The sequence below is a fragment of the Psychrilyobacter atlanticus DSM 19335 genome, from assembly GCF_000426625.1.
Lineage (GTDB): Bacteria > Fusobacteriota > Fusobacteriia > Fusobacteriales > Fusobacteriaceae > Psychrilyobacter > Psychrilyobacter atlanticus.
Window position 1 is genome coordinate 1,054,953 of record NZ_KE384547.1, and the last position, 13,199, is coordinate 1,068,151.

Annotated in this window: 12 protein-coding genes; 11 read left to right on the forward strand and 1 reads right to left on the reverse strand. The window is 31.6% G+C overall.

The genetic code is table 11. From position 1 onward, the window contains the following. The first annotated feature begins 6 nt into the window (after positions 1-6). The 7 genes from K337_RS17740 (at position 7) to K337_RS0105460 (ending at position 7,448) form a co-directional block, all read left to right on the forward strand. Entirely contained in the window at positions 7-855 is an 849-nt protein-coding gene (locus K337_RS17740) for an ABC transporter permease subunit (RefSeq protein ID WP_051251621.1), read from the forward strand. Between the two features lie 4 nt (positions 856-859). Continuing rightward, the gene (locus tag K337_RS0105435; RefSeq protein ID WP_211226097.1) at positions 860-1,840 is read left to right on the forward strand and encodes an ABC transporter ATP-binding protein; all 981 of its coding nucleotides are present in this window, start codon (positions 860-862) and stop codon (positions 1,838-1,840) included. Beyond that, positions 1,841-2,818, forward strand: a complete 978-nt coding sequence (locus tag K337_RS0105440; RefSeq protein ID WP_028855714.1) for an ABC transporter ATP-binding protein — start codon at positions 1,841-1,843, stop codon at positions 2,816-2,818. A gap of 9 nt (positions 2,819-2,827) precedes the next feature. After that, positions 2,828-4,312: a M81 family metallopeptidase gene (locus tag K337_RS0105445; RefSeq protein WP_028855715.1), complete on the forward strand. Its 1,485-nt coding sequence runs from the start codon at positions 2,828-2,830 to the stop codon at positions 4,310-4,312. 142 nt (positions 4,313-4,454) lie between these two features. Beyond that, complete coding sequence (locus K337_RS0105450; protein WP_028855716.1) at positions 4,455-5,762, forward strand: PTS sugar transporter subunit IIC; 1,308 nt, start codon at positions 4,455-4,457, stop codon at positions 5,760-5,762. 72 nt (positions 5,763-5,834) lie between these two features. Beyond that, entirely contained in the window at positions 5,835-6,458 is a 624-nt protein-coding gene (locus K337_RS0105455; RefSeq protein WP_028855717.1) for a copper homeostasis protein CutC, read from the forward strand. A gap of 33 nt (positions 6,459-6,491) precedes the next feature. Then, entirely contained in the window at positions 6,492-7,448 is a 957-nt protein-coding gene (locus tag K337_RS0105460; RefSeq protein WP_028855718.1) for an ROK family protein, read from the forward strand. Between the two features lie 270 nt (positions 7,449-7,718). Here K337_RS0105460 and K337_RS0105465 read toward each other — a convergent pair whose 3' ends face one another. Further along, positions 7,719-8,456, reverse strand: a complete 738-nt coding sequence (locus tag K337_RS0105465; RefSeq protein ID WP_028855719.1) for an EI24 domain-containing protein — start codon at positions 8,454-8,456, stop codon at positions 7,719-7,721. A 378-nt stretch (positions 8,457-8,834) separates the two neighbouring features. Here K337_RS0105465 and K337_RS0105470 point away from each other — a divergent pair, with 378 nt between their 5' ends. From K337_RS0105470 to K337_RS0105485, 4 genes are all read left to right on the forward strand, one after another. After that, positions 8,835-9,701, forward strand: coding sequence for a DMT family transporter (locus K337_RS0105470; protein WP_028855720.1), 867 nt, complete (start codon positions 8,835-8,837; stop codon positions 9,699-9,701). A gap of 29 nt (positions 9,702-9,730) precedes the next feature. Next, the gene (locus K337_RS19085) at positions 9,731-10,255 is read left to right on the forward strand and encodes a HutD family protein (RefSeq protein WP_051251622.1); all 525 of its coding nucleotides are present in this window, start codon (positions 9,731-9,733) and stop codon (positions 10,253-10,255) included. Between the two features lie 106 nt (positions 10,256-10,361). Continuing rightward, complete coding sequence (pepT, locus tag K337_RS0105480) at positions 10,362-11,582, forward strand: peptidase T (protein WP_028855721.1); 1,221 nt, start codon at positions 10,362-10,364, stop codon at positions 11,580-11,582. Positions 11,583-11,779: 197 nt separating this feature from the next. Beyond that, on the forward strand, positions 11,780-13,195 hold the full coding sequence (locus tag K337_RS0105485; RefSeq protein ID WP_028855722.1) for a TrkH family potassium uptake protein: 1,416 nt from the start codon (positions 11,780-11,782) through the stop codon (positions 13,193-13,195). The last annotated feature ends 4 nt before the right edge of the window (positions 13,196-13,199 follow it).

The window sequence follows — 13,199 nt, forward strand, 5'->3', positions numbered from 1 at the left end:
GTTAAAATGAATGACGAAAAAATAAAAAAACCTTATAAAGAATTTATTAAAAATTTTACACGAAGAAAAATAGCAGTATTATCACTATTATTTATTGTGGTACTGATACTAGTAGGGGTTTTTCAACCAATAACAATAGATCCGGATTTTGCTGATTATGATAATCTTTTAGCAGCACCAAGTTCTGCTCACTGGTTTGGAACAGATGAGTATGGAAGAGATCTTTTTAATAGAATAATAGTTGGGACCAGGCTTTCTCTAGGGGTATCTCTTAGTTCAGTTTTTATAGGTGCATTAATAGGAACTTTATTAGGATTAATTGCTGGTTTTTATGGTGGGAAAATAGAAAGTATTATAATGAGAAGTTGTGATGTATTATTTTCATTTCCAGGATTATTGTTAGCAATAGGAATTGTTGCAATTATTGGACCAGGTCTTATGAATGTTGTAGTAGCAATTTCAATATATGGAATACCTTCCTTTACTCGGATTGTAAGAAGTTCAACATTGTCTTTAAAAAAATTACTTTATATAGAAGCTTCTAAATCTATTGGTGTTGGGAATTTTAGAATATTATTTATTCATATTTTCCCTGGGACTCTTCCAACATTAATTGTTACTTTAACTATGAGAATAGGAACAGCTATAATTTCTGCAGCATCACTTAGTTTTTTAGGGTTTGGAGCAAGCCCTACAACACCAGATTGGGGTGCAATGTTATCTACGGGAAGAGATTATATTGGATTAGCACCTCATATGCTTTTTTATCCAGGTTTAATGATATTTTTAACTGTTCTAGCATTTAACTTATTAGGAGATGGTTTAAGAGATACCTTGGATCCAAAATTAAATTAAGGAGATAACTATGAAAAACTTATTGAGAATAAATAATTTAAAAACAGAATTTAAAAAGGATAAAAGTAGTGTTACTGCTATTGAAGGCGTTTCATTTAATATAAAAGAGGGGGAAATTATAGGTTTGGTTGGCGAAAGTGGAAGTGGTAAATCAGTTACCTCCCTTTCCATAATGAGACTCTTAGATGAGCAGGGAAAGGTAACAGAAGGTGAGGTAGAGTTTAAAGGAATAAATATATTAAACTTAGGCAAAAATGAAATTAGAAAACTCAGAGGGAGAAAGATGTCTATGATTTTTCAGGATCCTATGTCTTCTTTAAATCCAGTTTTGAAAATTGGGGATCAACTTATGGAAAGCAGTAGGCTCCATTTAGGACTTTCAAAAATAGAGGCTAAGGAACATTCTATTAAAATGCTCGATCTTGTTGGAATCCCTAGTCCAGACAATGTTTTAACTAGATACCCCCATCAGTTAAGTGGTGGAATGTGTCAAAGGGTTATGATTGCTATGGCTATGGCCTGTAACCCAGAACTTCTAATTGCTGATGAACCAACAACTGCTTTGGATGTGACTATTCAAGCTCAAATAATGGAATTACTTTTAGAATTGAAAGAGAAAAAAAATATGGGAATCTTACTTATTACTCATGACCTTGGTGTTGTTGCAGAAATGTGCGATAAGGTTTTAGTGATGTATGCAGGTAGAATTGTTGAAAAAGCCGATGTATTAGATCTATTTGAATCTCCAAAGCACCCATATACAAAGGGATTAATTGCTTCAGTTCCCAAATTAGGAAGTGGGAATAGTGAATTACCTTTTATAGAGGGGAAAGTGCCTAGTTTAGGAAATATGCCAAAGGGATGTAAGTTTTCTCCACGGTGTAATATTGCAAGAGACATTTGTTTTACTAGAGAACCTAAATTAGTAAAAATAAGTCAAAATAGAGAGTGTCGTTGTCATCTTACAGAAGAGAAGGAGAAATAGATGAAAGAGGTAATTTTAAAATTAGAGGGTGTTCATAAAAAATTTGTTGCAACAAAGAAATCATTTGGGAAAAAAGCAACCTTTGTACATGCATTAAATGATGTTTCTTTAGAGGTTTATAAAGGTGAAACGTTAGCCATTGTAGGAGAAAGTGGATGTGGAAAATCTACTTTAGGTAGAGTAGCTAATAAAATTTTAGATGTAGAAGAAGGTAAAGTTTATTTTAATGGTAGTGACATAACTCATCTCAATACTAGGGAAATGTTAAAATATAGAAAGAAGATGCAAGTGATTTTTCAAGACCCTTACGGATCCTTAAATCCTAGATTAAAAATAAAAGACTTAGTAGGAGAACCTCTTTTGATTCATAGTGAGATGAATAAAGTCCAACGAGAAAATAAAGTTAAAGAGCTGCTTAATATTGTAGGATTAAGTGAAGAACATGCGATTCGTTATCCCCATGAATTTAGTGGTGGTCAAAGACAGAGAGTAGGTATAGCTAGAGCTCTTTCAGTTAATCCTAGTTTGATCATCGCGGATGAGCCTATTAGTGCTTTAGATGTTTCTATTCAAGCACAAGTACTTAATATCTTTAAAGAATTACAAGAAAAATATGGTTTAACATATGTATTTATATCTCATGATTTAAGCGTCGTAGAAATGATTTCTGATAGGATTGGAGTAATGTATTTAGGAAAATTAGTAGAAATTGCAGATAAAAAGAATCTATACAGTAGCCCTATGCACCCATATACAAAGGCATTGTTATCAGCGATTCCTGTGACAGATCCAACTAGAAAAAGAAATAGGATTGTATTAAAAGGTGATATTCCTAGTCCTATTAATGCACCAAAAGGATGTCCTTTTTCAACAAGATGTCCTGAAGTTTTAGATGTTTGTAAAAATAAAATGCCAAAATTAATTAAAAAGAGCAATAGTCATAGTGTAGCATGTCACTTAATTGAAAAATCAAAATAGGAGGAATTTATGAGAAGAATCTTAGTTGGAGGAATGCGTCACGAATCAAATTCTTTTAATCCAATAATAGCTGATGAGAAAGATTTTAATGTGGAATATGGGATGGAAATATTAAACTTTAAAAGTAAAAATGATTCCCTTAAGGGGATAATAGATACTCTTATTAATAAGGGTTATGAAGTAGTCCCTACTGTAAATGCTAGAGCTGTTCCCAATGGAGAAGTTAGCCTATCTTTTTATCAAGCAATAAAAAAAGATTTTCTAGAAAGAGCTGTTATTGCTAATGAAGAGAGAAAAATTGATGCAATTAACCTTGCACTACATGGATCAATGAGAGTTAAAGGGTTAGGAGAGGCAGAAGGGGATTTATTGATTGCTCTAAAGGAATTGTTTCCTGATACTCCTATAGTTTGTGCTTTAGATATGCATACAACAATGACGGATAATATGCATCAAAACTGTGAGGCATATGTAGGGTATAAATTTGCTCCTCATACTGATTGTTTTGAAACAGGAGAACATTCAGCAAAGATGTTAATTGAGATGTTGGAAAATAATACTAAATTGACAAAAGCATGGGTAAGATTGCCTGCCCTTATAGCCGGAGAAAAATCAGAAACATCTACAGAGCCTATGGTATCCCTCATGGATAAATTAAGAAAATTAGAAAAAAGAGAAGATGTATTGGCAACTTCTTATTTAATGGGTTATCCATGGGCAGACAGTACCGAAGCTGGTATTGCTGCATATGTTGTTACCTCAAATAACCAAGGATTAGCTGATAAGTTAGCACTAGAGTTAGCGGATGAGTTTTGGAGTTTGAGAGATAACTTTAAATTCCATACAGAGACTTATCATTCAAAAAAATCTATAGATAAAGCATTTGAAGCTATTAAAGAAGGAGATTTTCCTATTTATTTGTCTGATTCTGGAGATAATCCAACTGCCGGGTCATCTTCTGATTGTACTGAACTGCTAGAATTGATCTTAAAAGATGAAAGAACATCGAAATTAAATAGTCCTGTTATCTATGGTGGGATTTATGATCCAGAAGCTACACTTCAATGTGAAGGGGAAGTAGGTAAAACTATAGAAATAATTATAGGTGCTAAATTCGATGTTTTAACAACAAAACCTTTGATTATTAAAGGAACTGTAAAGAATTATTTGAAATCATGGGGTAATTATAAAAGTGATTTAGCTCTTATTAATTCTAATGGTGTAGACATTATTGTCTCAGAAAAACATGTGGGATATATTACTCCTGAAATGTTTATTGATTTAGGTCTTAACCCTTTAACAACAGAAATTATTGTTTGTAAATTAGGGTATCTTACTGATCCTCATAGAAAAATTGCTAAAAAAACAATAATGGCTCTGTCTAAAGGAAGTACGAATGAAGACATTGAAAATATTAGATATGATAAGGTTTTAAGACCTATTTATCCTTTGGATAAAGATTTTGACTATGATCCAAAGGAAAATTTGAAATAATCTTTTAAAGTATATCTCCTAAGGTTTTAAAATATTGTGTATCTAAGATCATGTTAACTCTTGAATTTTGACTCTTGAATATCTAGTAGTATAATATTATATTGAGAAACATTTTATAAAAATATCTGATAAGGAGAGTTATATGAAAATTATTAATACTTTAGAAGAAAAATTAGTTCCTATAGCAGTTTGGATAAATCAAAATAATTATATTAATGGAATAAGAAAAGCATTTATTATCTTAATGCCCCTACTTATGATTGGGTCTATATTTTTAGTTATTTCAGTATTACCGTCAGCTGTATATCAAGATTTTATGTATAATAAGTTTGGTCCAAGTTGGAAAAGAACTTTAGAGATTCCTATTAATGCAACATTTTCTCTAATTGCTGTCTATGTGGCCTTTTTAGTAGCGCAACAATTAGGCAAGCAATTTAAGATTGATAGTATTGCTGTTGGACTGCTTTCATTAGCTTCATTTTTAACATTAACACCTTTAAAATCTACAACTACTCTTGGAGAGGTTATTACCTTTACATGGCTTGGTAGTAAAGGATTATTTGTTGCGATGATTATAGGTATTGTTGTTGTTAAAATATTTAAATTTTTTGTAAATCATAATATATTACTTAGAATGCCTGACGGTGTTCCTCCTGAAGTCACAAAATCTTTTGAAGCATTAATCCCAGGAACAGTTATTCTTTCACTAGCTCTGTTGCTTAGAGTCACAATGATGAATACTGATTATGGTACTATTCATGATTTTATATATAATATTTTAGCGCTACCATTAAAATCTTTAGGAACTTCATTTATTGGATCATTTTTAACAGTTTTGTGTATCTCGCTTTTATGGTCCGTAGGGATTAATAGTGGATCCATGATAAATGGATTGATAAGACCATTTTGGTTAGAAAACCAAGTTGATAATATAAATGCTTTAAAAGAAGGTTTACCGTTACCACATATAATTACAGAACAGTTTTTTGATCTCATTTGGATGGGAGGTGCAGGAAGTACTCTTTCTCTACTTTTGGCAATTCTACTATTTGCTAGAAGTAATCATATTAGAAGTGTTGGGGGGATTGGAGCTATACCTGGAATTTTTAATATCAATGAACCGGTATTATTTGGGCTGCCCATTATACTGAATCCAATTATGTTGATACCATTTAATATTGTACCGTTAGTGATGCTAACTACTCAATATGTAGCAATGTCTATTGGATTAGTTTCTAAACCTTTGGGAGTACCATTTCCATGGCCTACTCCTGCACTTATAAGTGGATTTATAACAGTGGGAGATATTTCAGGATCCTTAATGCAAATTACAAATTTAATTGTTGGAGCATTAATTTATCTACCATTTTTGAGGATTCTAGATAAAGCTAGTAAATATGAAGAGGATCAAGTAAAAATTTTTCAAAAAGAACAGCAAGAATTAGAATAGAGAGATACTAGGTAATCTAAATCAAATCTATCCTAAATTTAAGTAAATTAATTTAATTGGAGGTTTAGAAACATGACAATAAGAGAAGCCTGTGTTGGGAATTTTATAGAGGCTAAAAATGCTGAAAGATCTGGTGCTGAAAGGATTGAACTCTGTGAAAACCTACATGAGGGAGGGACTACGCCATCATATGGAACAGTAAAAAAAGTTTTAGAAAAATTAAAAATACCAACATTAGTTATGATAAGGCCTAGAGGAGGAAATTTTTGTTACTCTCCTGAAGAGGTTGAAATTATGATAGAAGATATCAAATTATTTAAAAAATTAGGAGTAAAAGGTGTGGTATTAGGAGTTTTAACTTCTAATAATGAGGTTGATTATTCTATTTTAAAGAGACTTTTAAAAGAAACTAATGGTATGGAAGTTACCTTTCATAAAGCTATAGATGAAGTTACAAACCCTGAAAATGAGGTAGAAAATTTAGCTCAATTAAGAGTTAAAAAAATCCTTACTTCTGGAGGGCATAAAACAGCTTTAGAAGGAGCGGATATATTAAATAAAATGATTAAAATTGCTAATAATAAAATTAAAATTGTTGTTGCCGGTGGAGTTACTTTAGAAAATTATGAAAAAGTAAAGTTAAAAATACCATTTGCTGAATTCCATGGGAAAAAAATCGTAGGGGATTTAGACTAAAAAATGAAAAAAAATTAGGGGGATAAAATAAGTATGAAATATTTGTTTGGAGTAGATCTTGGAGGTACAAATACCAAGATTGGGTTACTCAATATAGAAGGAGAAATATTATTAAAAAAATCTATAAAAACAAATTCACAGGCAGGTTTTGATGAATGTTTTAATAAAATTTCCGAAGTAATAAAAAAAATGAATATTGAAAAAAATATTGATAATAAAGATATACTTGGAATAGGAATGGGAATCCCTGGTCCTGTACTTCATCAAGAAATAGTAAGTTTTTTTGCTAATTTTCCTTGGAAAAAAAATCTTAATGTTGCTAAGATATTAGAAGAGAAAACAGGATATAGAGTAAAGGTAGATAACGATGTTAATGTAATTACTTTAGGGGAAATTTGGCAAGGATCAGCTAAAGGCTACAACGATGTTATTGGAATGGCTCTTGGAACTGGAATAGGAGGCGGAATAGTAACTGATGGTAAATTAGTTGGTGGAGCTAAAGGTGCCGGTGGAGAGATTGGTCATATGACAATAGTTCCTAATGGAAAACTTTGTGGATGTGGAAAAAAAGGATGTTTTGAAGCGTATGTTTCTGCTACAGGAATTGAAAGAGAAGCAGAATCAAGACTTATTGTAAATAAAAATAATAAACTTTGGGATATTATTTCGAGTAAAGAAGGGCAAAAAATAGAAGCTAAAGATGTATTTGATGCAGCAAAATTAGGAGATAGCTTTTCTTTAGACATAGTTGACTATATTACGGAATATATAGCCTATGGGCTATCAGTTTTATTACATGTAACTAATCCAGAGGTAGTAGTAATAGGGGGAGGAGTAGCTCTTGCAGGAAATATTTTATTTGACGGAGTTAGAAAAAAGATAAAAAAATATAGTTTGCAAGCATGTACTGATGATTTACAAATTTTACCTGCAAAATTAGGTAACGAAGCAGGAATAATAGGAGCAGCAGCTTTGATAGTTAACTGTTAATACATCATTAAATTACTTTATGTTTGTGTATAAAAGCTAAGATTCATATTTATAATTACTGTAATTAACCCCTTATTTTAACCTAAAAAAGGGCCACTGAGTGGCCTAAAAGGCCATTTAGTAACCCTTTAAGGCTACTCAGTGGCCTTTCTCATTTTATAACTCTCTACCCCAGTGTTTTCAATGGATAGAAGAGCTTCTTATTTAATAAAATTCGACACTAAGGGTATAAATATAAGGGGAAGTTTTTAGGGGGCCTTAGAAGGCAAATCAGCCCTTTTTATTCTCCTCAATTAATTCTAATGTCCCCGTTGTAGTCGCTACTACTGTAGCTAGTGGTGCTATGAATATTCCTATGAGGGGAATAAAGAGTAATATTGTAAATAGCCCTCCGTTGATTAGGAAAAATAGATAGTTTTTACGAATAATAGTTGTTCCTGTTTCAAAATCATGCCGTTCCAGAGTATAGTCGATAAATGAAAATCCAATGTAGTATGACTGCACCATAAATAACAATACCGGGATAGCTGTATTTACAAGAGGAATAAAGAATAAAAGTAGGATGATACAGGTCATTACGAATTCCCTTAAAAATGACTTTACTGTAACAACTATACCTCTTTTAATGAAGTATAAGTTTTCCTTAAAGCTGAAGTTAAACTCCTTCCCTGTAATTATTGATTCGGTTCTTTCTGATATATAACTTAAAAATGGAGAAAGAACGATTAAGATCAATGTTTTATAGAGTAAATAATAGATCGCAAAAATTGTCAGATAGATAATAAATTTTAAAATAAACTGGATAAATGAATTTAGGTCTCCTCCTAAAAGATTACCTGCAAACTCTACTAAAGTCCCTCCAATGAACCTGCTCAAGAAATAAAATAAGGTTATGAGGATTATGTTGATGATTCCCGGAATAAGATAAAACTTTTTTAGATTGTTCTGGCCTATGAATTTAAATGCCTTCATGTAGTTGTTAAAGGTAAAATTGATCTCTTTTAGCATGACTCACTCCCTGTTGAATATGTAGTTTTTAAGATGATTATACTCCAAAGAGTATTTATTTACTAATTTATTTAAATAAACTCTTCCTTCTGATGTGAACTTCTCAAGGAAATTAAAATGAGAAATAAATAAAAAATTATATATTATGAAAAATAAAAAGTTGTAATTTTATTTTTAAAATTTATATAGGAAACATAGTATATCAGCTGTGAAGAATAAAGAAAAATCTTCATTATTATATTGAAAAATAGAGGGGAAAAAAGCAGTGATTATTCACCTCATAAATAGGTCGAAAAAAAGATAAAAAATAAGTAAAAAATAGGTTGCTTATTTTATAACTTTGGAGTACTATTCGGGTATAAAAAGGAGGGGATAATCATGGAAAGAAAAGGCTGTTTTTTTGCCTTACTGGCAGGTGTAATTTGGGCAACAATGGGAGGGTTAGGAGTAGTTTTGGGTAGTCTAGGATTAACCCCCTATGAGATAGCATTCAACAGGTTGTTTTTTGGATTTTTATTGACAGCTATTTTTTTATGCAAAAAAGGGAAAAACAAGTTGAAAATAGATAAAAAAGGGTTTGTATATATATTGATTATTGGAGTAATAACTCAAGCCTGTACAAATATATTTTATTATAATGCTGTGAATATATCGGGATCTATAATAGCTACGTTATTGATTTGTACAGGTCCGTTATTTACAATGATATTTTCAAGCTTTGTATTCAAAGAAAAACTTACAAAATTTAATCTGATCTCTTTGGCTGTTACTCTGATCGGGTGTATATTTGTAATAGTTAACGGAGATATAAAAAAAGTGAATTTTGATGTAGTTGGAATTGGTTTTGGTATTTTATCAGGGATAACCTATGGATTGTTTCCTATATTCAGTAAGAAATTAGAAGGGAAATATGACAGCGAGGTAATAACTTCATATGCCTTTGGTATAGGGGCTATAGTAGTATTTATATTCTGTGACTTTGGAAACTTAGTTTCAGAATACAGCAACAATCATATAATAGCTACCTCTCTTTTATTGGGACTGCTTCCTACAGGGATAGCATTTTTCTTATTTTTAAAAGCGATAAATTATATTCCTGTGGTGAAAGCAAGTATCATCAGTTTAGTCGAGATACCTACAACAGCAATAATCGGTACATTATTTTTGAATGAAGTAATAACTGTCAGTGGGGCAGTGGGGATGTTTTTAGTTTTAGGTGGGATATGTATTTCAAAATTTAAATAGGCTAGTATTTAATTTTAGAGGAGTTATTTATGAAAAAAAAGAACTTAGAGGCAATAGTAGGCAATAGGTGGAGTGGAGGAATTACAAAAGAACTCTATCGAGATGAGAAAGATTTTAATATAAGAATATCCAGTGCATCTATAGAGCCTGGATCGAGTAAATTTTCAGATTTTTCAGGGTATAAGAGGATCTTAATAATACTTGAAAATAAAGTAACACTGACCAGGGAAAATGAAACCATAGATCTATGGGAAGAGGACACTTTTTTCTTTGATGGGAAGGATGATATAGGGTCTGAAAATGAAAAACAGGTTCTGGACTTTAATTTGATATGGGATCCTCTAAATATCGAGGCGGATTTAAATAAAATTTCTGGTAAAAATAATTTATTTACCGATAAAAATATTTTTATTTTCTCCTTGGATAAGGGATCAAATTTAAATTTTAACAGTAAAGATTATACCCTGGATAAGTATGATTTTATAGAAATCCTAGACAGGGAATATAAAAATATGGAATTTAAAGGGGAATTTATAGTTATAAATTGGAAATAATCTTAATTTATTTGATTGTTTAGGTAAAAATTTCGTGTAAATGTGGTATATTTTATACTGACTATATTAGATTATAGAAAAAATGAAAAAATGGGGGATATAGAAGATGTCAAAATTAGTAGAAAGATTTATAAATTATGTAAAATTTGATACGGAATCAGATGAAAACTCAGCAACATGCCCAAGTACAGAAAAGCAATTGAAGCTGGCTGTTTTTTTAAAAGATGAGATGATTGGATTAGGATTAGAAGAGGTAACATTGGATGAAAACGGATATTTAATGGCGACTCTGCCTAGCAATACCGATAAAGATATCCCAACTTTTGGATTTGTAGCACATATGGATACTGCACCTGCATTTTCAGGGAAGGATATAAAACCTAAATTTGTAGATTACAAGGGTGGAGATATAGTATTAAATGAAGAAAAAAACATAGTTCTATCTCCTAATGATTTTAAGGAGTTAGATTCATATATAGGTGAAACTCTTATCACAACTGACGGGACTACTCTTTTGGGAGCAGATGACAAGGCTGGTATTGCTGAAATATTAACAGCTATGGAATATTTAATGGATCATCCTGAGATAAAACATGGAAAGATCAGAATAGGATTCACACCTGATGAGGAGATAGGAAGAGGAGCAAATTTATTTGATGTAGAAAAATTTGGAGCTGAATTCGCTTATACTATCGATGGTGGAAGATTAGGAGAGGTAGAATATGAAAACTTCAATGCTGCAAGTGCTAAGATAAAGATAACAGGTAGAAGTGTACATCCAGGGACTGCTAAAGATCAGTTAGTCAATGCTCTTCAAATAGGAATGGAACTTCATAATTTATTACCGGTAAACCAACGTCCTGAATTTACAGAAGGGTATGAAGGATTTTATATGTTATGTGAGATGAGTGGGGATATATCTGATGCAAAGTTAGATTATATTATCAGAGATCACGATATGGAAAAATTCCTGGAGAAGAAAGAATTTATAACTCATGCTGTAGAACTATTGAATAAAAAATATAATAATGTTATTGAGTTGGAACTTACAGATAGTTATTACAATATGAAGGAAAAGATAGAAGAAAAGATGGAGGTCTTTGATATAGCTCGTGATTCTATGATTGAGTTGGGAATAGAACCTGTTATAAAACCTGTTAGAGGTGGAACAGATGGGGCTAGATTATCTTATATGGGACTGCCGTGTCCTAATATATTTACAGGTGGTCATAATTTCCACGGGCAGTATGAATACATACCTGTATCATCTATGGAAAGAGCTGTTGAAGTAATAGTGAAGATAAGTGAAAATATTGCCAAAAGATAGAAAAAATAATTATATCAAATAACTAACTAAAAGAATCTCTTTTTAAGGGATTCTTTTTTTTATGGTTAAAAAACCTACCTTAAATAATAGTATTCCTTGAAAGGAGGGGAAAAATTAGGTATAATAATTAAGTTAGAGCCAAAAAAAAATATAAATAAAAGAACAAGTAGGTTAGAACAAATAGTTAGGAGGAAAAGATGAAAAAAATATCTTTTAGAAGGATACTACCGTCTAAGATTTTAGTGATGTCATTTATAGTTATAATACTTATAGGTACATTTTTTCTGTCACTGCCAATCGCAGTAAAAGAAGGACAGGATATAAGTATTTTGACGGCATTATTTACAGCTACATCTGCAGTTTCAGTGACAGGCCTTTCATTGGTTGATGTAAGTCTGGTATTCAGCCCCTTTGGGAAATCAGTAATATTGATATTGATTCAATTGGGCGGACTTGGAATAATGACTTTTTCAACATTAGTTTTTACCCTGATAGGGAAACAAATAAGCTACCAGGAGAGAAAGATATTAAAGGAGGATCTCAATACCTATACCATTGGAGGAGTAATAAAGTTTTTAAAGCGGATTGTTTTGATAGTAATAGGAATAGAGACCATAGGAGCTATATTTTTAACCTTTGGATTTGCCAGAACCATGCCACTAAAAAAAGCCATGATATATGGAGTGTTTCATTCAGTATCTGCATTTTGTAATGCAGGATTCTCGCTTTTTTCAGACAGTATAGTCAGATATTCTAGTAATGGAGTAGTAACTTTAACCATTGCAATATTAATATCTCTAGGTGGAATTGGGTTTGCAGTTATTAATTCTACTATAAACTACTATAAGACGGGTAAAAAAACATATAATCTAACTTCTAAATTAGCACTTCTTATAAGTTTTTTCCTGACAGTCGGTGGAACTATAGTATTTTTTATATTTGAGAGAAGTAATCCGGGAACCATAGGTAATATGGGAATAATTGATGCATTGAACAATTCTTTTTTTCAAAGTGTAACTACCAGAACAGCTGGGTTTAATTCAATCCCAATGGAGAACTTAAGACCTTCGACACTATTTTTATTCTTAATTTTGATGTTTATAGGAGCTTCCCCTGGTTCTACAGGTGGAGGATTAAAAACTACAACTTTTGGAATAATAATGTTTTATGTGATGGTAATTTTAAGAAATGAAAAAGATCTTGTTATATCCAATAGACGTGTTCCGTGGGAGGTTTTACACAGGGCTATGGCTATTTTGATAATATCGTTATTATATATTACTGTGGTAGTATTTTTGATATTGATGACAAATGAGATGACCTCTATAAAGGATCTGGCAGATGCTGTTTTACAAGGATCTGTACAGGGCAATGCCGTGGTACAAACGAGCAACTTAACTTTGGATAAGGTTATCTTTGAAGTTATATCAGCTTTTGCAACGGTAGGAGTATCACAGGGAATAACAGCAGATCTGAATGTATTCGGAAGGATATTATTAATTTTGACTATGTTGATAGGAAGAGTTGGTCCCCTTACATTTATGCTGGCATTCAGTGAAAAAATTAAAGTTAGATCTTATAAATATCCACAGGAAAATGTATTGATAGGGTAAATTA